Annotated in this window: 25 protein-coding genes; 4 read left to right on the top strand and 21 right to left on the bottom strand. The window is 50.6% G+C overall.

Translation table 11 applies throughout. The features are described 5' to 3' along the window. Positions 1 to 90 precede the first annotated feature (90 nt). The 3 genes from HH215_RS14365 to HH215_RS14375 form a co-directional block, all read right to left on the bottom strand. Positions 91 to 1,557, bottom strand: coding sequence for a WG repeat-containing protein (locus HH215_RS14365; protein ID WP_169280540.1), 1,467 nt, complete (start codon positions 1,555 to 1,557; stop codon positions 91 to 93). Between the two features lie 486 nt (positions 1,558 to 2,043). After that, complete coding sequence (locus HH215_RS14370; RefSeq protein ID WP_169280541.1) at positions 2,044 to 2,874, bottom strand: TrmH family RNA methyltransferase; 831 nt, start codon at positions 2,872 to 2,874, stop codon at positions 2,044 to 2,046. Further along, a complete protein-coding gene (locus tag HH215_RS14375; protein WP_169280542.1) occupies positions 2,861 to 3,541 on the bottom strand; it encodes a potassium channel family protein in 681 nt (226 codons plus the stop codon). Before HH215_RS14375 ends, HH215_RS14370 begins: the two co-directional genes overlap by 14 nt. 121 nt (positions 3,542 to 3,662) lie before the next feature. On the opposite strand from HH215_RS14375, the gene sspI reads away from it, so the two are divergent. Further along, on the top strand, positions 3,663 to 3,881 hold the full coding sequence (sspI, locus tag HH215_RS14380; RefSeq protein WP_169280543.1) for a small acid-soluble spore protein SspI: 219 nt from the start codon (positions 3,663 to 3,665) through the stop codon (positions 3,879 to 3,881). On the opposite strand, the gene HH215_RS14385 is transcribed toward sspI, so the two are convergent. The 5 genes from HH215_RS14385 to HH215_RS14405 all read right to left on the bottom strand — a co-directional run bounded on the left by HH215_RS14385 (position 3,878) and on the right by HH215_RS14405 (position 8,890). Further along, positions 3,878 to 5,089: an alpha-D-ribose 1-methylphosphonate 5-triphosphate diphosphatase gene (locus tag HH215_RS14385; protein WP_254450486.1), complete on the bottom strand. Its 1,212-nt coding sequence runs from the start codon at positions 5,087 to 5,089 to the stop codon at positions 3,878 to 3,880. The two genes, sspI and HH215_RS14385, sit on opposite strands and share 4 nt — an antisense overlap. Positions 5,090 to 5,172: 83 nt before the next feature. Then, positions 5,173 to 6,759 (bottom strand): peptide chain release factor 3, encoded by a 1,587-nt coding sequence (locus HH215_RS14390; RefSeq protein ID WP_169280544.1) that lies wholly within the window; start codon positions 6,757 to 6,759, stop codon positions 5,173 to 5,175. Between the two features lie 144 nt (positions 6,760 to 6,903). Then, positions 6,904 to 7,575, bottom strand: coding sequence for a bactofilin (locus HH215_RS14395; RefSeq protein ID WP_169280545.1), 672 nt, complete (start codon positions 7,573 to 7,575; stop codon positions 6,904 to 6,906). Continuing rightward, positions 7,568 to 8,254 (bottom strand): cell shape determination protein CcmA, encoded by a 687-nt coding sequence (locus HH215_RS14400; protein ID WP_169280546.1) that lies wholly within the window; start codon positions 8,252 to 8,254, stop codon positions 7,568 to 7,570. Before HH215_RS14400 ends, HH215_RS14395 begins: the two co-directional genes overlap by 8 nt. Before the next feature lie 12 nt (positions 8,255 to 8,266). Continuing rightward, positions 8,267 to 8,890 carry a YhbD family protein gene (locus HH215_RS14405; RefSeq protein ID WP_169280547.1) on the bottom strand — a complete coding sequence of 208 codons (624 nt, stop codon included), beginning with the start codon at positions 8,888 to 8,890 and terminating at the stop codon, positions 8,267 to 8,269. Between the two features lie 194 nt (positions 8,891 to 9,084). Here HH215_RS14405 and HH215_RS14410 point away from each other — a divergent pair, with 194 nt between their 5' ends. Further along, positions 9,085 to 10,827: a methyl-accepting chemotaxis protein gene (locus tag HH215_RS14410; RefSeq protein ID WP_169280548.1), complete on the top strand. Its 1,743-nt coding sequence runs from the start codon at positions 9,085 to 9,087 to the stop codon at positions 10,825 to 10,827. A gap of 96 nt (positions 10,828 to 10,923) precedes the next feature. On the opposite strand, the gene HH215_RS14415 is transcribed toward HH215_RS14410, so the two are convergent. Both HH215_RS14415 and zwf read right to left on the bottom strand, forming a co-directional pair. Further along, a complete protein-coding gene (locus HH215_RS14415; RefSeq protein ID WP_169280549.1) occupies positions 10,924 to 11,544 on the bottom strand; it encodes a cyclase family protein in 621 nt (206 codons plus the stop codon). An 18-nt stretch (positions 11,545 to 11,562) separates the two neighbouring features. Continuing rightward, entirely contained in the window at positions 11,563 to 13,116 is a 1,554-nt protein-coding gene (gene zwf, locus HH215_RS14420; protein WP_169280550.1) for a glucose-6-phosphate dehydrogenase, read from the bottom strand. A gap of 194 nt (positions 13,117 to 13,310) precedes the next feature. Between zwf and HH215_RS14425 the strand changes: the two genes are divergently transcribed. Continuing rightward, on the top strand, positions 13,311 to 13,655 hold the full coding sequence (locus HH215_RS14425) for an LSm family protein (protein WP_169280551.1): 345 nt from the start codon (positions 13,311 to 13,313) through the stop codon (positions 13,653 to 13,655). Here the strand turns inward: HH215_RS14425 and HH215_RS14430 are convergent. The 7 genes from HH215_RS14430 to HH215_RS14460 form a co-directional block, all read right to left on the bottom strand. After that, entirely contained in the window at positions 13,652 to 14,305 is a 654-nt protein-coding gene (locus HH215_RS14430; RefSeq protein ID WP_310735597.1) for a response regulator, read from the bottom strand. The two genes, HH215_RS14425 and HH215_RS14430, sit on opposite strands and share 4 nt — an antisense overlap. 4 nt (positions 14,306 to 14,309) lie before the next feature. Then, a complete protein-coding gene (locus tag HH215_RS14435) occupies positions 14,310 to 15,353 on the bottom strand; it encodes a sensor histidine kinase (RefSeq protein WP_169280552.1) in 1,044 nt (347 codons plus the stop codon). A 22-nt stretch (positions 15,354 to 15,375) separates the two neighbouring features. Next, complete coding sequence (liaF, locus tag HH215_RS14440; protein ID WP_169280553.1) at positions 15,376 to 16,014, bottom strand: cell wall-active antibiotics response protein LiaF; 639 nt, start codon at positions 16,012 to 16,014, stop codon at positions 15,376 to 15,378. Positions 16,015 to 16,160: 146 nt separating this feature from the next. Beyond that, positions 16,161 to 16,844, bottom strand: a complete 684-nt coding sequence (locus tag HH215_RS14445; RefSeq protein WP_169280554.1) for a PspA/IM30 family protein — start codon at positions 16,842 to 16,844, stop codon at positions 16,161 to 16,163. 4 nt (positions 16,845 to 16,848) lie between these two features. Next, the gene (locus HH215_RS14450) at positions 16,849 to 17,361 is read right to left on the bottom strand and encodes a PspC domain-containing protein (RefSeq protein WP_169280555.1); all 513 of its coding nucleotides are present in this window, start codon (positions 17,359 to 17,361) and stop codon (positions 16,849 to 16,851) included. A 6-nt stretch (positions 17,362 to 17,367) separates the two neighbouring features. Further along, positions 17,368 to 18,033, bottom strand: coding sequence for a PspA/IM30 family protein (locus HH215_RS14455; RefSeq protein WP_169280556.1), 666 nt, complete (start codon positions 18,031 to 18,033; stop codon positions 17,368 to 17,370). Between the two features lie 48 nt (positions 18,034 to 18,081). Next, positions 18,082 to 18,378 (bottom strand): LiaF transmembrane domain-containing protein, encoded by a 297-nt coding sequence (locus HH215_RS14460; RefSeq protein ID WP_174887618.1) that lies wholly within the window; start codon positions 18,376 to 18,378, stop codon positions 18,082 to 18,084. A 238-nt stretch (positions 18,379 to 18,616) separates the two neighbouring features. Here HH215_RS14460 and HH215_RS14465 point away from each other — a divergent pair, with 238 nt between their 5' ends. Further along, positions 18,617 to 19,339: a C40 family peptidase gene (locus HH215_RS14465; protein WP_169280558.1), complete on the top strand. Its 723-nt coding sequence runs from the start codon at positions 18,617 to 18,619 to the stop codon at positions 19,337 to 19,339. Positions 19,340 to 19,615: 276 nt separating this feature from the next. On the opposite strand, the gene HH215_RS14470 is transcribed toward HH215_RS14465, so the two are convergent. The 4 genes from HH215_RS14470 to HH215_RS14485 form a co-directional block, all read right to left on the bottom strand. Next, a complete protein-coding gene (locus tag HH215_RS14470) occupies positions 19,616 to 21,274 on the bottom strand; it encodes a cellulase family glycosylhydrolase (protein WP_254450487.1) in 1,659 nt (552 codons plus the stop codon). A 216-nt stretch (positions 21,275 to 21,490) separates the two neighbouring features. Beyond that, complete coding sequence (locus tag HH215_RS14475) at positions 21,491 to 22,351, bottom strand: carbohydrate ABC transporter permease (protein WP_254450488.1); 861 nt, start codon at positions 22,349 to 22,351, stop codon at positions 21,491 to 21,493. Next, positions 22,348 to 23,235 (bottom strand): carbohydrate ABC transporter permease, encoded by an 888-nt coding sequence (locus HH215_RS14480; protein WP_169280559.1) that lies wholly within the window; start codon positions 23,233 to 23,235, stop codon positions 22,348 to 22,350. The genes HH215_RS14475 and HH215_RS14480 overlap by 4 nt, the downstream gene beginning before the upstream one ends. 37 nt (positions 23,236 to 23,272) lie before the next feature. Beyond that, positions 23,273 to 24,622, bottom strand: a complete 1,350-nt coding sequence (locus HH215_RS14485; protein WP_169280560.1) for an ABC transporter substrate-binding protein — start codon at positions 24,620 to 24,622, stop codon at positions 23,273 to 23,275. Positions 24,623 to 24,725: the final 103 nt, after the last annotated feature.

A 24,725-nucleotide genomic window follows, 5' to 3' on the forward strand; every position in this document is an offset into this window, starting at 1 on the left:
GTTTAGTCAGATCTACATGTCCGGCCGTCTTCCAACAAACAACATAATAAAAACCCATTCTCAGTGAGAATGGGTTTTTATTATGTTGTTTTAAAGTGGATTCGAGATATACCCCCACCTGTTTCCAATCCGAACTGCCGCCATTCCGTTGCTGAAATTGCTCGTAATTGTGTTCTCAAATTGGGCAGGTATCACTTCGTTTCCTTTAATATCAACATAGCCGGATTTACCATTCTTCGTAAATGAGGCTAATCCTTCATTGAAATATCCCAGTGAAGAGTATTGTGGTGCGATGACTTCCTTACCTGTAAGATCGATCATGCCATATTTCTTATCGCGCTTCATAACGGCAAAACCATCTCGGAAATCTCTCAATTCGTCATATTTAGGTGGTGCGACTTCTCTCCCCGTGAGACCGATAACCCCTATTTTTTTATTTTTATCTACCACTCGTACGGCACCTTCTCCACCAGGGTAATCACGGGAAGATGCCAAGTTGCTATAATTATGCATGATAATTTTTGCTTTTGGGTTTTCTGTATTGAATAGACCAAGTTTTCCTCCCGCGTCGTATAACACGAATACGGGATCACCATTATTTGGCCTTGATAGATCTTCGATCCCATGATATTGGATAGGCACACTAATTCTACCTGATCGATCGATAATGCCTTTGCGATTATTTTTTACAACCCATGCGTAGCCATTCGTAAATTCCCAGAAATAATCATATTGTGCTGCAATCTTGACTTTACCGGTCCGTATGTCGGCTGCACCCCACTCGACGTTGTGATATTTGCCGTTTGCGTCGACGACTTGGGTTTTGAACGGATCATTAATAACGCGTGAGGATACTTTTGAACTTGTCTGAGCGAAAGTAAACAAGCTTTCATCGTAAGAACCGATGTTATTGTACTTTAACGGAATAATGACTTTGCCGCGTTTGTTGATAATTCCCCACTTTCCATTCTTGCAGACTGCGGCATAACCAAACTTGAATTCGCGCACGTCTTCGTATTGAATCGGAATAACAAGTTTGCCTGATCGATCTATGTATCCGTATTTGGGTTTGTTATTTACTCTGTTTGCAACAAGTGCAAGGCCCTCGCGGAAGTCACCGATAAGATCATATTTGAGAGGAATAATTTGTTTGCCGCTCGCCTCCCTTAAACCGTATTTTCCATTGCGCGAAAGTCTAACAATACCGCCCTCCAACAGATCAAGCGGATAATAGATTGGCTCTATCGTTTCCTTGCCCGTTTTATCAATCAGTCCTATCTGGTTATACCCTTTAGAATCAAGTTGACCGACGAGCGCATACCCGTTTTTGAAATCTTCAATCAAATTGTACCGAGGCTGCATGACAAAACTTCCGGATTTATCTATAACGCCCCATTGTTCCCCTGACTGAACTGCAGCCAAACCTTCATGAAATGGGCGAGCCGCATCGAAGATGGCTTCGATTGTCATCGGATGCGTAGAGCTTGCAGTGACCGGAGTATTGCTGCTTCCAACGAATAAACTAAATCCAAGCAATAATACAGTAATCGTTCTCATTTCGTTGATATCCTCCCTAATCTTTGATGCAGTTTCATTGTAATTAAGATCGGAAGAGATTTCCATGAGAAATCATCTTTGCTTGAGCTGCAACCTGTAAAAATTATGACGAACATAAGCAGGAAGGTCATCTTTTTCGCCGATTAACAATTCCCCCTCATTAATAATGGCAACTTCATTCCATTCGAATTTCTGACCATTCTGCTCTACTTCAAGTTTGATATGATGCCAAAATGAGTGCCCATCTTCATACTCAATTTCGATAATTTGAAACTCTTTAATTCATAAAATTGCTCTTTCAAGATTTTTATTTTCTTTAAATAGAACGCCTTAGCTTCTCTATGAGATAATGTAGTTCCTTTTGTAAAATAACCATCTACCTACTCGTTTTTTCCAATTTAACACATTTCTTTTTCTACTCAGTGAAACAGCGAAAAGCCGAGGAGATCGAAATCCTCCCTCGGCTTAGCAACATTATAAGAAAATTTAATTCCTTTTATTCCCCCGCTGCCGCTGAGCTTCGAATAGCAGCACCGTCGCCGCCATAGCGACGTTCAGCGATTCAGCCCGCCCCGACATCGGTATAATTACATTCGCATGCGCTAATTTAATAACCGTCTCCGAAACGCCGCTGCCTTCATTGCCGAACACAAGCCACAAGTTCCGACGACTGAAATCATACTCGTAACACGATTGCGCGGCTTGCAAGCTTGTCCCGACAACAGTGACGCCTTGAGCCGACGCCTCCGGTAACAGTACGCTTAAATCCGCCTCGAGCACGGGGACGTGAAACAACGCCCCCATCGTTGAACGAATCGTCTTCGGATTGTACAAGTCCACGGTCCCTTTACCCAGAACGACCGCCGTAGCCCCGCTCGCGGCGGCACTTCTTACAATCGTGCCCAAGTTACCCGGATCCTGGACCCCGTCAAGCACAGCTACGAGTCCAACGCGATCGTCTCCGAACAACAGTTCCTCGCCCGGCGGACGTTTCAACGCAACGGCGAAGATCGGCTGCGGAGTTCCGGTCTCACTGCACTTCGAGATGACTTCCGGCGAGACCGGTATCCATTTCGTTCCGATACCGGCTTCCCGTTCTCCGTCCAACTGTTCGCTGAACGATTCGAGTACGCCCGAACCTTCGTCGAAAGCGATAATCTCCAATGGCCAATTCGCGTCCAAAGCATCTTTCACGAGATGGATTCCTTCCAGCAGGAACTTGCCTTCCCGGTCTCTATACTTACGCTCCAACAGCTTCGCCCATTCTTTCACCCGCGGGTTGGAAGCTGATCCGATATATCCTTCAAGGCTCCGCATACGTTTGCTCCAGCTTCGTTAATTGTTCGTTCTTCCCTACGATGACGAGGATATCTTCGCGAATCAAAGGCTCATCCGCTCGCGGAGTAATGTTCATCTCGCCGTTTCGTTTTACCGCAAGAACGTTACAGTTGTATTTATGACGAATATCGAGCTGCTTCAGGTTTTTGCCGATTATCGAGGAAGGAATCTTCATCTCGACGATGCTGTAATCGGCCGAGAGCTCGATGTGCTCCAGAATATTCGGCGATATTAAATGATGAGCAACGCGAAGCCCCATATCCCGTTCGGGGAAAACGACCCTGTTCGCGCCGATCTTGTGCAACACCTTGCCGTGCAACTCGTTCTGTGCTTTAACGATAATATAAGGAACGCCCAGATCCTTCAGGATCAAGGTCGTCAAGATGCTCGATTGAATATCTTGCCCGATCGCGACGACCACAACGTCGAAATTGCGAATGCCTAGCGCGGTCATCGCCTCTTCATCCGTCGAATCGGCGGTTACGGCGTGCGTGACCGCGTGCGCGACGTCTTGTACGCGCTGCGCGTTATCGTCCACCGCAAGCACTTCGTATCCCATTTCCGCTAAATATTTCGCCACGCTTGAGCCGAATCGGCCCAATCCGATAATCGCGAATTGTTTCTTGGCATGCGGTTTCTTGCCCATTTGGTCCTCCTCCTCACGATCGCTTCCAATTAGGGTCATTATAACACAAACAATACCCGGCATAACCGTTGACCCGATAGGGAAATCTACACGGGAAGTTCCCCTTTAAGGAGGTACGTCCGTGGAATTAGATTTAAGACAAGCCATCATTCAGCGCGTCCAGGGCAAGGATGAAGCCGAACTAACCGATGTTATCGAGAGCTCGATCGGCGCCGAAGAGATGGCCCTGCCCGGGCTCGGCGTGTTATTCGAGATGATATGGAAAGATAGCACCGCCGCTGCCCGCAAGAAGATGGTTTCCGTGCTGCATAAGCACGTTAATCCATCTAAGGAAGCTTAAGCGAAGTCTTGGGTAGCATGAACGACCGTACCGTCTACGATCGTCGATACGACGAGCGGAATATCTCTGACTTTACGTACGACGATGACATCCGCTCTCTTGCCAAGCTCGATCGATCCTACTTTATCTGCGCGGCCTAACGCCTTTGCCGGATTAATCGTTGCCATGGCTACCGCCTTGTGCAAAGATAGCCCTTCCGATTCCAATTTGAAAATCGAATGAAGCAGCGAGGCCGGATGATAATCGGAGCATAGGATGTCCGCAACGCCTTCCAGAATTGCATCCACCGCTTTCAGGTTGCCGTCATGGGAGCCGCCCCTAACGATGTTCGGCGCTCCTAGACAGACCCCCATTCCTTTACCGTAAGCATATTGAGCGGTACCCAGGCTCAGCGGAAACTCGGATATCGAAGCTCCGAAGTCCAATGAACGCTCGACCGCCGAAGCGCTATCGTCGTCGTGGGAAGCGACGGCGATGCCTCGGCTTCGAGCCTCTGCCGTTAATGCTTTAAGCTTAGCCCAATCCACGCGGCTTCTTCTTCCTTCAAGTTCCTCGACGATCGCGGCCACTTCATCCAGACCGACGCCTTGATTTTTCATCACGTAACGTTGGAAAGCACCTGGACGATGATATTGCCCCTGCCCCGGCGCATGATCCATTAGCGACAGGTAATCGATCAATCCATCGGAGATTAACCGCTCAGCAAGCCCGAATCCGGTCAAGTGCGACACCTCGTATCGCAGATGAACGCCATGGCGGATCATCCCTCTTTCCGCGCGCATGGAAGCGATCAAGTCGATCATTTCCGCCACCAAATGCTCCCCGCGCAAGCTTAAGCCGACTCCTAGCGACAGAGAATGCAGCATCGTCGTAATTCCATGCCCCGCAAGCTTCCGTTCAAACTGCAAGAAAGCCATATCCATCGGAAATAACGTGTTCGGACGGGGCTCCACTTCCTTCTCTATCGCATCGCAGTGGATATCGATTAATCCCGGCAGCACCCAAGCTCCCTGCGCATCGATAACCCGATCTTCGTCTATTCCTTTAACCTTCTCCTTGCTTGCTACCTGTTCCATCGAGACGATAATTCCGTTCTCGATCGTCAAATCCCCTTGGCTAACGCCATCCGGACGGACGATGAATCCGCCGGTTATTCGCAAACGGTTGCCCACGAACATCCGCCCTCTTCCGCTCGAGTTTCTCTCCATTTTACAATTCCTCGCCCGAACATACAACAAAACCCGCAGCCAACAATGACCGCGGGCAGAACGATTTTAAATTTAGCCCCCCGTTACGGAGCGACTTCTAAGAACTTCAATTCAGGCATCCGTTCCATTGCGGTTCTCATCGCGTATTCGTTCTCGAATAACGCGACGTTGACGTCGTTCTTGTCTTTAACCAAGATGGAGTTGATACGGAACTTGGTCGGATCTATTTTGTCTCCGACGATCCAACGGGCGAATTGGAACTGCGTGCGGAATAACTGGATATCGACGCCATATTCGTTCTTCATCCGATACTCGAACACCTCGAATTGGAGCTGACCGACGACGCCGAGATACGTATCCTCGAACGCTCCGACGGAACGGAATACTTGCACCATGCCCTCTTCCGTTAATTGATCGAGTCCCTTCAAGTACTGCTTCTGTTTCAGCGCGTTCTTGATCGATACTTTGGAGAAGATTTCCGGAGAAAACGTCGGTAGCTCGTCGAACACGATGTCCCGTCCTTCGCTTAAGCTATCCCCGATTCGGAAAATCCCCGGATCGAACAACCCGATAATATCGCCCGGATAAGCCGTTTCGACGATATCCCTATCCTGTGCAAGAAATTGCTGAGGCTGGCTCAGCTTGATTTCCTTGCCCGCGCGAACGTGCCTAACGCTCATGCCGCGTTGGAATTTCCCCGAACAAATACGCAAGAAAGCGATACGGTCGCGGTGGGCAGGATTCATGTTCGCTTGAATTTTGAAGATATAGCCCGAGAACTTCTCCTCGTCCGGTTCTACCGAGCCCTCGGTCGTCTTCCGTTCCGTTGGCTGCGGAGCCAGCTCCAGGAAATTCTCGAGGAACGTCTGGACGCCGAAGTTATTCACGGCGCTGCCGAAAAACACAGGCGTAAGCTGACCCGTGCGTACTTTCTCGTAATCGAAAGTATCTCCCGCGACGTCAAGCAGCTCCAGATCCTGAGCCAATTGATCGGCTAAATAATCGCCGGCCATCTCGCGGATGACGGGATCGTTATACCCTTCCGTCTTCCGGACTTCGATCTCGGAGTGATCTTTGCCTTGGAACAGCTCGACTTGGTTTTTCATCCGGTCGTATACGCCGCATAGCTCGCGTCCCATGCCGATCGGCCAGTTCATCGGAACCGAACGGATGCCGAGCACTCGCTCGATTTCCTCGAGAAGCTCGAACGGATTCTGACCTTCGCGGTCGAGCTTATTGATGAACGTAAAGATCGGAATGCCCCTCTTGCTGCAGACTTGGAATAGCTTGATCGTCTGCGCCTCGACGCCCTTGGCGACGTCGATCAACATGACCGCGCTATCCGCCGCGGTTAACGTGCGATACGTGTCTTCGCTGAAGTCTTGGTGACCGGGCGTATCCAGAATGTTGACTTGCTTGCCTTCATACTGAAACTGCATGACGGAGGACGTAACCGAGATGCCCCGTTGCTTCTCTATCTCCATCCAGTCGCTCGTCGCATGACGCGCCGCTTTGCGCGCTTTAACCGAGCCGGCGATATGGATCGCGCCCCCGTACAGGAGCAGCTTCTCCGTTAAAGTCGTTTTCCCCGCATCGGGGTGAGAGATTATAGCGAAAGTACGGCGTTTCCCAACCTCTTGCCGTAATTCTTCGGTCGTCTTTTGGCTCATGAATTGAAATTCCCTTCGCGGTAAAATAACAGCTTTCATTATACCACAAGTAACACGGATTCGCCGTCATCCGATGGCGATATGCGTTAGAATCGGGCTATTCCATCCATCGACGATCTCGGAATTCTCGGCAAGGAAACGAACCTATAGCCGTACGAATTTCTTAACGGTAGCACTGTTGTGAACGTTCAGCTTATCTCTGTATTCCACGAATCCAATCTCGCAACCCGCGCCGATCGTGACGTTATTCCCTCGCACGATGCCGGCTATCGTATATTCCAGCTCCACGGTATCGCCCTCGATCTGATCCGCGTTCAACATCGGCCGTTCTTTGGACTGCACGAGGTTTAACAACCTCGATGTTTTACTGCGTTTAACGCGAAGCTTGGTTCCGCCTATTTCCTTCGCTCGGCAATGCCCAAACATCTTAACGTCCAACCGATCGGCGCTTAGCAAACCCGATACGCCGAATGCGCCGCTAAGCTCTAACGAGTTGGCTTCGCAATCTCCTCCCGCTTCGATATTGCCGGTGTACTTCACGCTCTCGCCGCGCATTTTCTGCCGAACCTTGATCTCTCCTCGTCCCCGAACCGTTAGAGCGGTAAAGCTTCCATGCACTTCGCACTCTCCGGTCATTTTCAACCGTTCCGCCCGTAAATTGCCGTTTACGACTAGCTCTCCGATGTTGGATAGCTTCAGACAATCGACGTCTCCGGCCAATAAGCTTTCTCCGATTAGCTTAACGTTGCCGAACGTTCCTCCCGCCGAGGTCGTCGTACCGATCATCTTCAGATCACGCCTGCTATTCTCAGCCACCCGTCTTCACCTCTTTGCCGATTTTTGCGCCCGGATATACTTTCAGCTCCGTGCGATACTCAACCGTACCGATGTTGCAACCTTTGCCGATTACGACCCGGTTTCCTCTGACGACATCCGCCAGCGTATATTCCAGATCGATGTCGTCCCCTTCTATGGACGCCGTATGCAACTCGGGACTGAACTTTGGCAGCATCCAAGTGACCATCTTGCCCCATACGCTTCGCCTTACGCGTCGTACTTGAATGTTTTCGCCTCCTATTTCCTTGACCTTCCCCTTACCGTGCAATCTGACGTTCATCTTGCCAACATTCAGCAAACCTTGAACATCGAATGCGCCTTCCATGTCCAAATCCTCGATCTCGCAATCCTCGCCGACATTCAACACGCCGTTTACTTTGAATCTCTCCGCTTTGACCGAGCCGATAACTTTCAGATTACCGTCCACGACCGAATATCCCGCGGATAAATGACCGTAGATCTTTATGATCCCGTCGCTATCCATCTCGCCCGTCCGAAGATTTCCCCGAACCTTCGTTATCCCGTTAGAGTCGAAGATCTCGGCAATCACATCCCCCTCGACCGTTCCGACCCCATCGATCTTTACTTTTCCGTAATCGCCGCCGCTAGCGGTACTTACCCCGTCGATGTTCAAATCAAGCCTGTTTATCGACTCCATCTCCGTTCCCCCCTATATCAAATTTCCTTTTAATCGTTCGATGCACTCGACAAGAGATAACCGCGCAATGAGCTTCACTCCGCTCTCGTAATAGATTTCCGATGGAACCGAGAGGAGAGCGAACGAGGAGACCCCCATCTTCCGGACAAATACGAGATCGCAAGGCTTATCGCCGAATTTCGGAAAATGATCGCGTAACGTCTGAAGCAGTTGGTCTCCTTCCTCCATGCTCATTTCGCCCGCAAGAAGCAGCTTATCGACAACATAGAAATAGAGCAGCCTTTCGAAAGAGTACACGGTCGCAGCCTCATCCGATGAAGCGAATCGTTGAAGCACCACTTGCGAAACAATGTTCCGTTTCTCAAACTCGGATTTCCGCAACTCATACTCCGGCAAGAGCGGAGATAACTTATCTGCCAATTCATCTAACGATAAATCTTCCTTCATATTCATTATTTTATCGATTCGCGATAGGATCAAATCTTTAGGAAAAAACGTCTCCTGGCCCGTAAAAGTGGATTTCCGAATAAACCACTCCTCTGGAATAAGCTGTTTACGTTTCCAACGGTACAATTGACCGTAGGAGATGCCCTTTTCGTCCAACAGTTCCTTCTTGGATATTAACTCCCGTTCCATCGTCATCCCTCCATATTTAATGTAACATAACACTGTTACGTTGTAAATTCAGAAATCAAAAGGTACAAATTTCCTTATTCCTGTGCTATAGTGGTGGAAGTTACTTACACTAACCATTCTATCAATGACCATCTTCTATTTGTTTGTTTTCTATACAAACAATAAGAGAGATCAACTTCTACCGGGAGGAACGTATGTTCAACAAGACCTTATTCAAAGCTACCGTAGGCAAGAAACTGTATTCGGCGTTCGTTGCCGTGTTTGCGCTCGTGTTCGTGTTCGGGGCGATCGGAATTCGCAGCATGAGTTCAATTCAGGACAAAACGAGCGAAATTACCGACAATTGGCTGATCGGCTTCGAACAAATCCGCTCCATCGATTACTCGGTCGAGCACGTACTCAGATTGGCCATGAAAATTATGATTGAACCGGACAAAAACCAAGTCTCTCAAATGAACGACGAAATTAAAGAACACTTCGCGAAGGTCGACCAATTGCTAAAAGACTACGAGCCGCGGATAACATCGGAAGAACAACGGGGGTTTTATAACGAGCTTAATAAGAAGTGGGAAACGTTTCAAATCCTGCACGAGCAATTTCTCGTCAATTCCATGTCTGTAGACATCGTTAAAGGAGCCGGCGACAAAGATGAAGTCATCTTGAATGCGTTGAGGGCCACTGAGATAACTCATGTACAACTTCAGCGGCAGCTGAGTTCCTTGATCGAAATCAACCGCCAAGGAACTGCCAACGCAAGCGAGGAAAGCCAAAGCGTATACGATTGGAGCGTTACGTTCTTTATCGGACTAACTTTCGCAATCGTGCTGCTCTCCTCCGTTCTTGCCTTCTTCATCATCCGTAATATTACGAAACCCGTACGACAAGCTTCGCGTACGCTCGAGCGTGTCTCCTCGGGCGATTTCTCGGTTGAGCCGATTACGGTTCCGAACAAAGACGAGATCGGAGACTTGGTTGCTTCACTGAACAACATGACCAAGGATATTAGACATCTCGTCTCGCAAGTAACCGATACGACGAACCAAGTCGCTTTGTCGTCGGAGAACCTTTCAGTGAAATCCGACATCACTTATCGGGCAAGCAACCAAATCGCCGAGGCGATTCAAACGATCGCTTCCGGTTCCCAACTGCAAGTACACAGCACGTCGGACAGCAGCAAAGCGATGGAGAATATCTCCATCGGCATCCAACAGATTGCCGCTACGACGGCGTTAATCTCGGAATCGGCTTCTGAAACGACCCGCAGCGCCGTTTCGGGCAATGAAACGATCCAGCAGGCCGTTACTCAGATTGGACATGTCAGTCGATCGTTCTCCGGCTTCGCGGAAGATATCCGAGACCTGAACCAGCTGGCGGACGAGATTGGCGGCATCATTGCGATTATCACGGGCTTATCGAATCAGACCAATATCCTTTCCTTGAACGCGGCGATCGAGGCGGCGCGAGCTGGAGAACATGGCAAAGGATTTAGCGTCATTTCTGAGGAAATTCGGCAATTATCCAACCAAACCCGGTTTGCCGCGGAGAAGACGAGAGCGATGATCACGAACATTCAAGAACGGATCGAGCACGCGTTCGAAGGTATTACTTCGGGAGTCAAAGACATCGATATCGGTTACCAAAAGGTCTCGTACGCTGGAAAATCGTTTGAAGGCATCGTGAGCTCCGCGGAAAGAGTATCCGGCCAGACTCAGGAAACAGCCGCGATCTCGGAGCAAATGTCCGCCGCATCCGAACAGGTAGCCGCCTCTCTTATGGAGTTGGCCCGAATCGCTCAAGATTCATACGAAGGCACCCGCTCGGTCGCCATCCATTCAGCGGATCAAAGAATGTCCGCGGAAGAAATGTCCTCTCTTGCCGAGCAGCTTAAAAAGTCTTCGCAAGCGCTGCAGCAACTAGTCGGCAAATTTTCAGTTTAACCTTCTCATCCGCTCCGCTCCGATATAGAAAAAAAACCCTCGATTCGTATGGAAATACGGATCGAGGGTTTTTACATTCGCCCAATATTATATTTGCTACGCCATCAAGAAAGCGCGAGCTGGAGAAGCATCGATGCCGGTAAGTTTAAGCGGAGCGATAACGAGCGAATAATTGCCTGCCGCTACCTCTTTCAATCTCACGCCTTCGACAATGATGACGTCATTGCGCATGAGCGTACGATGCGTCGGATATTCCGCTTGCGCGCGTTCGATTCCAAGCGCATCGGTCGCGACTAAACCGATTCCGATATCCGCCAAATACTTCGCGCCGTCTTCGCGCAAGAAGACGAAATCCATTAAGAAGTCCTCCGAGAACGAACTCGAAGTCTTGAATAGAATTCTCTCCCCGCGTTGGATCGCGAACGGTTCGAGATCTTCCTTCGTGATGAATTCCTTCACATGGGTTAGATCAAGAACTCTAGCCGGTCCGACAAGACGTTCCAACGGAATCGTTTCGATCGTATCCCCGCCTGCAAGCATATGAAGCGGAGCATCCACGTGCGTCCCCGTATGAACGTTCATCGAGAGCAGGCTTTCATGCGGCTTGCCTTCATCGTGATTCTGAACGTTCGTGATCTTCGGTTTTTTCTGCTCGTAGTTTTTCCATACTTGCATGCTTTCTTCTATCGTCATGCTGATATCGTAAATTGTAGGCATGGCAGCAACCTCCAGTCGTTATTTGCTCGTATTGGACACCCAGATGACGTTATCTTCATCCTGTCCGTTAACCGGCCACCAATGGAAGCCATCGTTCGTTAACAACTCTTCCGCTTTCTTCGGCCCCCACGAACCCGCAGGGTATAACTGCAAGTCGCCGGAATCTTCTCTCCAAGCAGCGGCGATCGGATCGATAAGCTTCCAAGCGACGGCCAACTCGTCCCATCGGGTGAAATAAGTATGATCTCCGCGCGCCGCATCGAAAATGAGGCGTTCGTAAGCTTCGGGAGTATTCAAGCCGACTTGGCAGCTTTGGCAAAATTCCATGGCGACAGGCTGAACGGTCATGTCATTGCCAGGCTTCTTGGCATTGAACTTAATATAGATCCCTTCCATCGGGTTCACGCGAATGACGAGAAGGTTCGGTTGTAGGTTTTGGTTCTTGGCGAACAGAACGTTATTCGGCACGTTCTTGAACTCGATGACGATTTCCGTTGATTTGACGGGGAGGCGTTTGCCCGTACGTACATAGAACGGTACCCCGGCCCATCGAAAATTATCGACAAGCAGACGAGCCGAGAAGAACGTCTCCGTAACGGATTCCGGATCGACGGAGTCTTCCTGGCGGTAACCCTTAAGCTCTTTGCCCCTGGAAGTACCTTCTGAATACTGGCCTCTTACGATATTCTCGCGAATTTCTTCGCCGGAAGCCAAATGACGAATCGAACGGAGAACCTTAACCTTCTCATCCCGGATATCTTCCGGATCCAGTCGGCTCGGCGGTTCCATTGCGATCATCGTCAGCATTTGCAGCATATGGTTTTGCACCATGTCGCGCAATGCCCCTGACTTGTTATAATAAGCGCCCCGTTCCTCTACGCCTACGGTTTCGGCGAGCGTGATTTGAACGTTGGCGATATGGTTATTGTTCCATAGAGGCTCGAAGAAAGCATTCGATAACCGTATGACCTCGATATTCTGAACCATTTCCTTACCGAGATAATGATCGATTCGGAATACTTCATCTTCGCGAAACACTTGGCGAATTTCTTCGTTCAAGCGCTCGGCGGAAGGATAATCGTATCCGAAAGGTTTCTCGATGACGAGTCGATGCCAGCCCGTGCTCTCGAGCATGCCTCCGTCGCGCAAATTGCGGGATACGTTACCGAACAATTCGGGTGCAAGCGCCAAGTAAAACAAACGATTGCCCGGAATATGATAGTGGGCTTCGAGCTCCTCGGTATGGGACTTCAATTGTTTGAATGCGTCCACGTTACCGGTATCGAGAGACTGATATGTAAAGTGTTCTGCGAATGCGTCGAATACTGCCTTCTCGCTCGGCTTATACCGGCAGAATTCCTTGATCGATTCATATACGTCATCGCGGAATTGAGCATTGTTGCGCGGTCTTCTGGCTAAGCCGACAATCGCGAATCGCTCTCCCAGCTTTCCTTCGCGAAACAAGCTGTACAGGGCCGGAAACAATTTGCGGCGGGCAAGATCGCCTGTAGCTCCAAAAATGAAATAGACCGCTTCATGAGCGGAAATAGATTCGTGTTTGTTGTCCGACATGGTCCTCATCTTTCTTGTATGCGGGATTGGATGAGCTGATTTTGTCAAATCTCATGAACTGTAGTTTAGCACAATTAGTGTATCAACGCTATATTTTTACTTTCCGTTCCATAAGATTGGGCTACCGCCCTTACACGTTTGTCACGGCGTGAATACACTGCTTAAAATTTGCATACAAGGAGGTCGGTATCACGATGGACGATTCGCATTATTTCGACGAATCCGCGCTTCAACCCTTAATCGGCAGAGCGGTCTTCGTCATTCTGGTGGACGGTACCCGCCATACCGGAATTCTCACCTCTTGCAGTCCGACTGCCCTCGTTCTGAACGGAGAACGAACGGCAAGACCGGTTAACCGCAAACGTAAATCGAAATCGAAATTACAAGCGGAAGTCAGCACGCTTAACGAAGACGAACAGCCTGCATTTCCCGCGAGCTCAGCCTATTGGGGCAATCTCGGAATAAGTCCCGCAATTGAAATTAGCCCGATTAAAGCCGTTATTCCTCTGTATCCGATCCGAGAAATCATCCCTCTCTAATCCGCGAGACCGTTTCGGTGCGCATAAATCGCTGCTTGCGTCCGATCCTCCACGCTCAGCTTGCCGAATAAGTTGGTGAGATGATATTTAACCGTTTTGATCCCGATGAACAGATCGTCGGCGATTTCCTGATTGGATTTCCCCAAAGCGATCAGCTTAAGCACTTCCATTTCCCGATCGGTTAAATCCTCATGCGGCTGAGCTGCGACCTGTGGAGGACGGCGGAAGCGGTTCATCATCTTCGAAGCCACTTGGGACTCGAGAACGGATTGGCCCCGCGCGGCCGCGCGAATCGCGTCCGCGATTTCGGAAGCCCGGGACGTTTTCAACAGGTAACTGAAAGCTCCCGCTTCGATAACCGGATACATTTTCTCGTCGTCCAAGAAACTGGTCAATACGATTACCCGGCATTCCGGCATTTCTTCCATGAGGCGCCGGGTCGTTTCAATCCCATCCATACCGTCCATCACGAGATCCATCAGAACGACGTCAGGGGAATATTCGCGAGCTAACCGGAGACCATCCAGACCGTTACCGGCTTCGCCTACGACCTCGATGCCTTCCTCCGTTCCGAGAACTGCAGCCAAACCGATCCTGACCATTTCATGGTCATCTACCAACAACACACGAACCATGGATTGCTCCGCCATCCGATTATCCGCCTTCCGCCATCAACGGCACTCTGATTTCGATTCTCGTTCCTTTGCCGGGCGCGCTCGCCACGTTAAGCGAACCGCCCAACTCGTGCACGCGCTCTTCCATGTTCGTCATTCCGTAGGAAGCTTGTTTCTTCACTTGCGTATCAAAGCCGATTCCATTATCTCTAATGCCTAACCGCACCGTATCTCCGCGGCGTTGAAGCACGATATCCATTTTCGTAGCTTTAGCGTGGCGAAGCGTGTTAGACAGCGCCTCTTGCACGATACGGAATAAATGATTTTCCACGCCTTTATTCAGAGGCAAATCCTCTTCCATATCGATAGCGATGTCGACGGGAACTTTGGCCTTCATTTCTTCGACCAATTCCGGGATCGCCTGTGCCAGTCTCTTGCCTTCCAGATGAACCGGCCGCAAATGCAGCAATAGCGCTCTCATCTCGGACTGCGCCGCGGATGCCATCTCTTCTATAAGCTCCACTTGGCGGCGCGCGCGCTCGAAATCATGATCCATCGTTCGCCCTACCGCCGTTGCCGTCATGGAAATAGCGAACAGCTGTTGGCTGACCGCATCGTGCAGCTCCCGAGCGAGGCGTTGACGCTCCTCGATAACGGCGCTGATCCGGGCTTGGGAAGCAAGCTCGGCGTTATGGGTGGACAAGCGTTGCAACGACGTAACCTGCTCTTCCCACTTGCGGCCAAGCTTTCCTAATTGTTCGCCGAGGCGTCCGATTTCGTCTTTGCCCAAGTCGGGCACCGGCGGATTCGAACTCCCTTTTTCCAACATCAGCATCGTTTCCCGTAACATCTCCAACCTGTGCCGGATCGGATAGCTTCTCCAGAAGCCGTAAGCCGCTCCGGTTACGGTCAATACGCCGATCGCGGTCAACGAGTAGGAAACGACTGTTCCCCAAGATAGGAATTCGCCCGCCAATCCATATCTGATCAATAAAAAAATGACTAGTGCGCCAACGCCAAGGGAGTACAGCACCGCTTCGCCCATGTGACGCCAAACCATATTGGTGACTTTCCGGGACTCCATGCGACTCCCCCTCGATAACCTGTTATACCGTACGCAATTTGATATCTCCTACGAGATAGAACAATTGAAGTTTCAACCTCATCTCGCAGTCGTCGTAGTTCGGGGATTTCCAAGATAAACGATGGAACATCCCGCCTTCTTTGATCTGCTTGAACGAGACTTGGCCGATCAGTACCGATGCCTCGACCTCTATACCGTAGTCGTCCGGCACCAAGATGTCCAAATCCCCTACCAACCCCTGAAGTACGATCGTCGTTTCCTTTTCTTCGGGAACGGCTTGCGACATATCCATCCGTACTTCCCCGATCGCATGCCAGTAGCTCATCGATTGAAGCACCCACGACTGCTCGTCTAATCTCATGTTCAAGAACAATCTGTGTTTGCTGACATAAGCGCCGAAAGTCGGCGGTTTGGCTCTGAAATAATAAATCCCCAAAGAGATCAGAACCACGACGACCAGCAATGCGAACTGGGTAATAATAAGCACCAACGTACTGATGACAATTACGACAATCGATATGTGGGCGCGATCCGTTCGATAACGTTCTATCCCGATCAATAATAGAATGACCGCATTGACCGTCGTGTAACCCGCCACGGCACCAAGCGCGAGGTAAATTCCGGCTGCTATGAACAAAATCGCATTACTGGGTTTCCTCATGTCGGGTTACACCTCCTGCTGTTTTATTCCCGTTTGGTTCGAAGTTAAAGCCATAACGGAAAGGGATCCGTTATGGCTTGGAAATCTATAACTTATGCGCTTCTGACATCATAGCACATCTTGCGACACTGGAGAATGCTTGTCGATTACTCTTTGGTCAGATTCGGTTGAACCCGATTTCTCAGAGCTTCTAATTCTTGATCGACGCGGTATTCTTTTTCCGGATCGATACGCGACGGCAATCCGCCGAGCGAGGATCCCGGTAACCGAACGACGTCCGCTTCCGCTTCCATTTGAAGAATCTTCTCTTCCATGCGATGGAATCCGCGGGAAGCCGTGCCGCTCTCGATCGTGTGCAGCGAGCTGATCTGAGCCATTTGCTTGCGCGCTTTCGCCATTTGGGAGCGGGCAGCCAGTTCGTTGCGCTTGTTGCGAAGCTTGTAGTACTCTTCTTTCATCTCATGAAGCTGTGCCGTCAGGTCGTTTACTTGCGCGCTGGCTTGACCATGTAACCCTACCAAGTCGGCAGCTTGCTGGTCGAATTGAACCTTCTCTTCGAGCAATTTGCGAGCGAGACCTTCATTACCGTTGCGTAAGGAATGCTCCGCTTGACCTTCGCGGTCTACGCCAAGCCGTACCAACTCATCCAAGCGCTGTTTCATCCGGCGTTCGGACGCCATTTGTTTCGCTACGGTTACTTCCGCATCGTGGATTTCGATCTCCATATCGCGGAGATATTGATTAAGCATGACGATCGGATCCTCTAATTTATCAAGCAGATCATGTACAGACGCCTTTGTCAGGTCTTTCATTCTTTGGAATACACCCATTGTGTTATTCTCCTTTCGATTGCTTCTCAAATTTTGAAATTCTAGCTTTCAGTTCTTCGATTTCTCTTTGCATCGACTTCTTCTCTATATCTTCCATCATCGCGTCGATTCCTTGCGATGGACGGGCGGAACTCGGCGGCGTATTCACGGAAGGTCCCGGACGGGATCCACCGGTAGGCGGATAACCCGTTCCGGCAGCGGATCCTGCTCCCGGATAGGAGTTAGGGTTCGGATTCCAACCCTGATTGCCGTATTGATATTGGGACTGAGGTGGCTCTTGGCCGCCTCTCCAACCTTGATCGAATGGATTGGCCCCGTAGCCTCCGCCGTAATGAGGCTCTCTCGGTATGACGAATCCGGCGATAATGTATACGACGATCACGGAACCCGCGGAGAAGACCGCAACGATGATCAGCAGAATTCTAAGCAATGTTGCATCGACGCCTAAGTAATCCGCCAACCCGCCGCATACTCCGAATAATTTGCGGTCCCGAGTAGAACGATATAATTTCTTCATTCCTTGTTAACCTCCTTGTTGCAGCTTGCGCTTTAACTGCTCTAGCTCTCTCTCGATCGTACTCTTCACGACTTCTCCCGCCTGGAGCAGCGTTTCTTGTCCCATCCGACGAAGATCTCGCAAGCTGCGGGTTTCCAATTCGATATCCGTCAGCCTGTCGTCGATCTTGCGGAACATCTGGGAGGTATCCGCATTTCCCGGAGAGTAGCGTGCGTTCAATCTTTGTTGCAGGCGAAGCGATTCCATGCGGGCGACGTAGAACTGGCGACGGTCGTACACCGCGCGGTATTCGTTGCGAAGCTCCTGAAGCAGTTGCTCCAAATCGGTTAATTCGCTCTTGCTTTGCTCGTACAATTGCCGATATCGTTCCGACCGTTCCTCGTGGATGACCTTGTCCTGAAGAGCGATCTTAGCAACGTTTTCTTCCCCGGCCTTCAGAGCCGTTAAAGCTTGCTGCTCTCTCTTCACCATCCACTGCTCCGCATCTTTCCATTGCCGATGCAGATTGTCGGTATGAGCTGCATATTGGCGGTGGAGCCCTTCGCTTTGCGTGATTTCTTGATGCGTCGACCAGAGGAACTGATCGATAACGCGTACCGGGTCCTCCGACTTCTCAAGACGATCGTTCAGCGAGGCCACCGTCATATCCCGAACTCTCTTCATTACGCTCATTCCTTGAATCCCTCCTTGTTCCGCTTGCGGCTATTTATGATTAAGCTACTATCTCGTAGAATGGTTCTTGCGACCAAGCATCGATACTCCGAATACGATCAAAGCGATTGCCGCGATCCAGACGAACAGGAAACTCAACTTCCCTAACAGAACGAACCCGCCGACTACCGCTATAATTCCGCCGAGCAGACGGTTTCCGTTATTCCATGCCATGACCCCGAGCAAGATAATCAGAATCGGAATCAGAAGTCCGAACAACCAACCAAGTCCGAAGCCCAATTTGCCGAGAATGATCAAGCCGCCGAAACCGATAAGCAAGAGCGCCAATCCATTACCGCTTTTCATTTGCCTCACCTCTTTTCATTAACTCGTTTACCTTATGACCTTATTGTAAACTTCTCCGCTCTCTTGCATAACGGACTCGCGTATGTTTTTGTTCCTAGACTGTGGTCGAGGGTGTCTACAGCCTTGAGACCTTTTCCTATCAGACCGGCATTCGCGGCTAATGGCAACAATTGTGGGTTTCCACCAGCTTTCCTCCTATGTTAGCGTATTATATGTTATTAAACGGAGGTGCTGAAGCATGAAAAAACAGTTAATCGGTTTTTGCGCATCCGCGCTATTGGTCGGCGGCTTAAGCATGAGCTCCATTCCGGCGGTATCGGCCGCGTCCCCTGCCGTCCCATCGAAACACAAAGGTTCTTCCGCAAGCATAGAGCGGAACGCCGACGGGGATCATAATCAAAATAACGATACGACAAACTCGAATGCCGGCAACTCGAATTCCAACACATATAATGAAGGAACGCAACAATCGCAAGAAACGAACAACGGGATTACGGATAACGGACAAGCTTCTAAAGATATCGAGAAAGTCATTGCCGATGGCATGAAATACGAAGGAACGCCTTACGAGTTCGGCTCCAACCGCAGCACGACGGCAACGTTCGATTGCTCCGACTTCATTCGGTGGATATTTAAGGAAACGCTCGGAATTACCCTTCCGGCCGATTCCCGCCAGCAAGGAGCGTACGTGAAGGAAAACGGAACCGCCCAAACGGATTGGAAAACGTTGAAGCGCGGCGATCTTATGTTCTTCATGACTTATCAAGGTTCATCCGAATCGGACTACAAAGGCGTCGACAAATCCGCTCAACGCATTACTCACGTCGGCATCTACTTGGGGGATGGCAAAATCCTTCATACGTACTCCAACGCAAGCGGCGGCGTGCACGTAGGCGAATTCGCGAATACGCAATGGGAGCATCGTTTCCTGTTCGGAGGGAGCGTCTTGCCGAAGCAATAGCAAGCCGCCATTACGCAAAAAGAAAGACGAAGATGAGGAATTGCCTCCGCTTCGTCTTTTTTTTCGCCACATGCTTACACTCACACCTTGAACGCGACAACCAAACGTTTGAGCTCTTCCGCCATTTCGGCTAACGATAACGACGAGGACGCCGTTTCTTCCGAAGCCGCGGCGGTCTCTTGGCTGATCAGCGCCCTTGTAGGTTTCCATGTTCTTCAAACTAACTCTTACCCTTTTACCGAAGTTCTATGAGCTAAGTGAAGATATCGATTATTTTTAGCCGTCTGACGGCCTTAACTCTATCCACTCGATGCGCACGTATCCGCCTTCAGCGGTCGAGACGAGACGTCGAAGTCCCGAAGAAACCCGAATCTCGTTGGGTAGCTGCACGGTTTTCCAATCCGGTCCTGCTTGGACGAATCCGCATGACCTCTCATCGATCTTGATCTTCATTCCGGTTTCGCTTTCCCCTTCAACCGCGCATAACCGTAAACTTACCGTATAGTTACAAAATAATTCCCCACGATCCGGCACGTCGAATTCGTACGCCAACCAGTCTCCCGTCGCAAGCTGCACGCACATTCTTTCTTCAGGCAGCCACGGTTCGCCGCGACCATGCTGGAAGTTCGGGATTTTGCGCCGGTTATCTACGAACCGGATGTCCGTGCCGTCGTTATCCCGAAAGCCGACCGATTCCTCCCGCTTCTTCGATACATAGTAACTAATCCCGGCTCCGCCGTATCCGTAGAAAATCGCCGGAATACGCACGGGCGGCCTGCGAAGCAACGCACCGACGACGTCGGGATCATACTCGCACCGTTCGAAAGCGATATTGGCCAGATATTCCGTTAACACTGTAGATGCGACTTCGGGTGACGGTTTCGCACCGCCTTCCAAGTATTCGACCAGCAGATTCCACCCTTCCGGACGACGGATCGAGCAAGGAGAATTATCCCGCTCCAGCTTCTTCCACGTCCAGAAATTCCATGAGATCCCATGGTCCTCGAATAATCGGAACGCCCCCGCATACCATTCCTTGTTATTCTCTCCGCCTTCTCCCATGAAGATCGGTACATCCCATAACTCCCGCTTGTCGAGATACGCTTGTATGCTTTCCGTGTCCGGGTTGTTCCAATACTTATGGAATTGCAGCATAATGTTATGGTCGATCTTCTCGTCGAAAATCGACCAATCCGTGGACCAATGGGCACCTTCGAGAATGATCATGTGACGGTCGTCGACTTCGCGGATCGCGCGAACGATTTCCTTGTACAAGGGCATGATCCTGTCGTTGTATACCGCGAACCAATCCGGCAAAGGTTCGTTCAACAGATCGTAACCCGCGACGATCCATTCGTCCTTATACCTCGCGGCTAGCATCGCCCATAGTTCTAAGGTCAATCCGGCATTGCGCTTGTCGAGGAACAGCTCCGGGCGGTCGAATTCCGAATCGTCGATATTCGTTCCGGTTTGTCCTCCGGGAGCGCCGTGTAAATCCAGGATGACGTATAGACGATGTTTCCGGCACCAACCGATCATTCGATCAAGCAATGCCAGATGTTTCTCCTTGTAGCGGACAGGACTGCCTTCGCCTTCCTCTAGCAAGAACCTGGAGTTGATCGGCACGCGGACGGAATTCAGTCCTTCCTCGGCGATTCTCCTGATATCCGACTCCGACACGTATCGGTCGTAATACGTTTCCCAGAAGCTCGCCGCTTGGTCCGCGCCGATGAGTTCCTCTATCATCCGTTCGATGCGACGCGGACGGTCTCCCTTGTCGGGAAAACTCCACATGTACCCTTCCGGGAGCAGCCAACTGCCGAAGCCAACTCCCCGCAACAAAATTTCCCGCCCATCTCCGTTCACTAATTTCCGTCCTTCGGCTCTTAAGAAGCCGCTGACTTCGCCTGTTCGATTATGCTCGATATTCGGCAACTCGTATCTTCCGCCTTTCTATAAGTTCAAGTTCAAAAAGTCCGATTTTCAGCACCGAGAAGGTTGGATGAAGCTTAGGGACTGAGGAGCGGAGCGTAGGAAAAACCTACGTGAGCACCGGAAGGCCCGGCTGAATTCAAGATTCGACGTCGAATCCGCTTCTTGCTTCGCATCGTGATCAAAATTGGACTTTTCGAACAACCTCTATAAGTCATGCTAGCTTTTGACCGCCCCGTCGGCGATTCCGTTCAAGATGTACTTTTGCAGTAAAATATACAACGCGATTACCGGCAACATAGCTAGCACTAGCGATGCAAGAATCGCGGCCCAGTCGTTGTTGTACTCGCCGAACAACATATTGGTCGAGAGCAGTAGCGTATAGTCATTGGAATCGGTCAGCATGAGCAACGGCAGCAGAAAATCGTTCCACATCCAGAGCAGGTTCAAGATCGCGATCGTAGCCGTTACGGGCAGCAGCAAAGGAAAAATAACGACGAAAAACAATCTGACCTCGCCGCAACCGTCCACGACGGCTGCCTCGTCCAACTCTCGCGGAACGGACTTGACGAAGCCGTGGTACAAGAAGATCGCCATCGACACGCCCAAACCAATGTAGATAAAGCCAAGCCCGAAGGTAGAACCTTGCACTGCCAGCGCTTTCGAAATTTTGACGAGCGTAATCATGATCGAATGAAACGGAATCAGCATGGACAAGACGAACGTTGCGAATAGAAACCCGCTCAGTTTGCCCGGCGTCCGGGACATCTTGTAGCCGGCCATCGAAGCGAAGAGAATGATTCCCGTCAATCCGACGACGGCAATCGTCAACGTGTTGCGCAAGCTTCTCATGTAATCCGTTTTTTCGAAAGCATCGGCGAAATTACCGAATTGCAGCCGCGAAGGGAATGCCAGAATATCGTTCAGCATCTCGCCTTCCGTCTTAAGCGAATTCAGCACGCCCATGTAAATCGGAAACAAGGTGAAAATGGCGGCGACGATAAGAACGGCGATAACGAGTGCGTATCCGACGCGGAAGCCGAGCTTCGGATGCGCCGATTCAGAGGCGGGACGGTTCACGCTTCCACCTCCCTGATCTTCATGATCCGCAATTGCACCATTGTAATGAGGAAAATGATGAGGAACAAGATCATCGCCTTGGCGCTAGCGTATCCGTATCTGCTGTTGAAGCTGAACGCTTCCTCGTAAATATTCATCGCTACGACTTGCGTCGCCCTGCCGGGGCCGCCTCCCGTTAGCGCGTATACGGCGTCGAACGCTTTGAAAGACGAATTAAGCGTCAAGAATATACCGATCGTGATCGCGGGATAGATCATCGGAAGCGTAATGTTCCGGAACGTCAGCCACGCGTTCGCTCCGTCGATCGCGGCCGCTTCCTTGAGTTGCTTCGGTACGCCTTGGATCGCCGCGATGTAGATGACCATGAGATACCCGGCACCCCCCCACAAAGATACGATTAGGATGGCGTAGAACGAAAAGTCCGGGTCCCCGATCCATGACCGATCAAGGAAGCTTAAGCCGGCATGTTCGACCAGATAAGACGATACTTTCGTGAAAATAAACAGCCACATGAACCCGCCAATGATCATGCTAAGCATGTTCGGCATGAAGAAAATCGTGCGGAACCATGCTTTGCCTCGCCCGACGGATTCAACGAGCACGGCTAGCAGGATGGCGATCGCATTCTGAAGTACGACCATGAAGACGACGAATTTCACCGTAAACCATAGGGAATGGGCAAAGGAAGGATCGTCCGACAACGCCTCCGCATAGTTGGCGAATCCCACCCACTCGTAGGCGGGATTCAGCCCGTTCCAATCCGTCAAGCTATATGCGGCGCCCCCGAAAGCGGGGGCGAGCATGAATACGGCATAGAACGCCAATGCGGGAAATACGAAGGCCAGCAGAGCGATCGATTGTTTTCTCTTCTTCGTTATACGCATCTGCGTTTCACTCTCGTCCGGCAGGAGAGCCTCAAGGCTACTGCTGCGCCTTGACGCCCTTCGCCCAAGCTTTGTCCAACGTCTTCACGATGTCTTCCTTCGTTACGTCCTTCGCGTAATAGCTTTGCAGCAGCTTCGCGGTTTCGTCCGTTACGCCGTTAGGTAACGACAGATCCAGGTAAGCTTTGCCTTCGGCGACGTAAGAGCTGGCTTCGGCGATCCACGGGAACGTCTCATAGGTGTGCATCGTCGCCACCGGATTAAATTTAAGCGCTTCGAACAACGGAGCGGAGTCTTTGTCGTCGAGAATGTAGTTAAGCAAGTCGAGCGCGACTTCCTTGTTGGCGCTCTTCGGGGAAACCGCCAGCGAAGTCGATGTCGCTAGGTTGATCATCGCCCCCGCGGGATCGTTGCTGACCGGAAGCGGCGCAACGCCGAATTCCATGTCCGGATTTACTTTTAAGATGGTTTCCGCTTGCCATGGCCCTTGTACCCACATCGCGGCTTTGCCGTTCGCGAAATCGGTGGAGCCCGCTTCGTTTCCGACTTCGAACGGCTTGTCGGTTCCGTTAGCCATGATAAGGTCGATGATGTCGAATACGCTGACGACGTCTTGATACGAGGCTTCGCCCTTATTCATCTTCTCTATCCAGTCCGGATGCGCGGAAGATACCGTGCCTCCGAGGGAGAGCGCCATCATTAACTGCGGAATCCATGATTCCTGGAACGCCAGCATGAACGGCTTGATTTTCGCTCCGTTCAGTTTATCGATCGCGGTCTTCATCTCATCGATCGTCTGAGGTGGCGCGATACCGACGTCCTTAAATATTTTTTTGTTGTACAAATAGCCCCAGGACAAGCTTTCGAGCGGCAGAGCAACGACTTTCCCGTCGTAGGTGACCGTTTTCCTTACGCTATCGTATACCTTCGGCACGAAGGGTTGATCGGACAGATCGCTCAAGTAGCCTGCTTTGTAATAGGTCGGAATATCCGCGATAGCATGCAGGGTGAATAAATCCGGCGCGTCGTTGGAAGCAAGCCGGGTTTGCAAAATTTGTTTCGCTTGATCGGGATTCGGCATCTCCAGCTTAATCGACACATCGATGTTTTTCTCCGCTAGTTCCTTCGCTTTGAACTGCTCGAAATAGCTTTCGAATTGATCCTTGAATCTTGGAAAGCTCATGAACACTTTGAGCTCGACCTTCTGCGGAGGCGTATCCGCTTGCGATTCCGACGGCGATTCGCTTGCGGTAGCGCTTGGACTGGAGCTCGGGGATGCCGATGCTTCCTTAGTGGATGCGTTGTTCTCTTTATTACCCGATCCGCAGGCCGACAGGAACGATACGGCAAGGATGAGGACGAGTGCGAGATGAAGCGCTTTCTTCATTGAATATACCCCCTTGTTTTTGAATGCCTCTTCAGTATAGGGGAGACGCTTGCGCTCATCATTCGAGGATATTAGCTTCCGTTATTGCATTTTATTGATGGGG

This window comes from Cohnella herbarum (assembly GCF_012849095.1).
In the GTDB taxonomy this organism is placed as follows: Bacteria; Bacillota; Bacilli; order Paenibacillales; family Paenibacillaceae; genus Cohnella; species Cohnella herbarum.

Excerpts from the sequence above, each read along its gene's own strand:
- zwf (WP_169280550.1), bottom strand. The coding sequence starts at position 13,116 with ATGTCGGACAACAAACACGAATCTATTTCCGCTCATGAAGCGGTCTAT.
- HH215_RS14390 (WP_169280544.1), bottom strand. The coding sequence starts at position 6,759 with ATGAGCCAAAAGACGACCGAAGAATTACGGCAAGAGGTTGGGAAACGC.
- liaF (WP_169280553.1), bottom strand. The coding sequence starts at position 16,014 with ATGAGGAAACCCAGTAATGCGATTTTGTTCATAGCAGCCGGAATTTAC.
- HH215_RS14465 (WP_169280558.1), top strand. The coding sequence starts at position 18,617 with ATGAAAAAACAGTTAATCGGTTTTTGCGCATCCGCGCTATTGGTCGGC.
- HH215_RS14480 (WP_169280559.1), bottom strand. The coding sequence starts at position 23,235 with ATGCGTATAACGAAGAAGAGAAAACAATCGATCGCTCTGCTGGCCTTC.
- HH215_RS14410 (WP_169280548.1), top strand. The coding sequence starts at position 9,085 with ATGTTCAACAAGACCTTATTCAAAGCTACCGTAGGCAAGAAACTGTAT.
- HH215_RS14460 (WP_174887618.1), bottom strand. The coding sequence starts at position 18,378 with ATGAAAAGCGGTAATGGATTGGCGCTCTTGCTTATCGGTTTCGGCGGC.
- HH215_RS14450 (WP_169280555.1), bottom strand. The coding sequence starts at position 17,361 with ATGAAGAAATTATATCGTTCTACTCGGGACCGCAAATTATTCGGAGTA.
- HH215_RS14405 (WP_169280547.1), bottom strand. The coding sequence starts at position 8,890 with ATGGAACGGGAGTTAATATCCAAGAAGGAACTGTTGGACGAAAAGGGC.
- HH215_RS14435 (WP_169280552.1), bottom strand. The coding sequence starts at position 15,353 with ATGGAGTCCCGGAAAGTCACCAATATGGTTTGGCGTCACATGGGCGAA.
- HH215_RS14415 (WP_169280549.1), bottom strand. The coding sequence starts at position 11,544 with ATGCCTACAATTTACGATATCAGCATGACGATAGAAGAAAGCATGCAA.
- HH215_RS14425 (WP_169280551.1), top strand. The coding sequence starts at position 13,311 with ATGGACGATTCGCATTATTTCGACGAATCCGCGCTTCAACCCTTAATC.
- HH215_RS14430 (WP_310735597.1), bottom strand. The coding sequence starts at position 14,305 with ATGGCGGAGCAATCCATGGTTCGTGTGTTGTTGGTAGATGACCATGAA.
- HH215_RS14400 (WP_169280546.1), bottom strand. The coding sequence starts at position 8,254 with ATGGAGTCGATAAACAGGCTTGATTTGAACATCGACGGGGTAAGTACC.
- HH215_RS14370 (WP_169280541.1), bottom strand. The coding sequence starts at position 2,874 with ATGCGGAGCCTTGAAGGATATATCGGATCAGCTTCCAACCCGCGGGTG.
- HH215_RS14455 (WP_169280556.1), bottom strand. The coding sequence starts at position 18,033 with ATGAGCGTAATGAAGAGAGTTCGGGATATGACGGTGGCCTCGCTGAAC.
- HH215_RS14385 (WP_254450486.1), bottom strand. The coding sequence starts at position 5,089 with ATGGAGAGAAACTCGAGCGGAAGAGGGCGGATGTTCGTGGGCAACCGT.
- HH215_RS14445 (WP_169280554.1), bottom strand. The coding sequence starts at position 16,844 with ATGGGTGTATTCCAAAGAATGAAAGACCTGACAAAGGCGTCTGTACAT.
- HH215_RS14485 (WP_169280560.1), bottom strand. The coding sequence starts at position 24,622 with ATGAAGAAAGCGCTTCATCTCGCACTCGTCCTCATCCTTGCCGTATCG.
- HH215_RS14375 (WP_169280542.1), bottom strand. The coding sequence starts at position 3,541 with ATGGGCAAGAAACCGCATGCCAAGAAACAATTCGCGATTATCGGATTG.
- HH215_RS14365 (WP_169280540.1), bottom strand. The coding sequence starts at position 1,557 with ATGAGAACGATTACTGTATTATTGCTTGGATTTAGTTTATTCGTTGGA.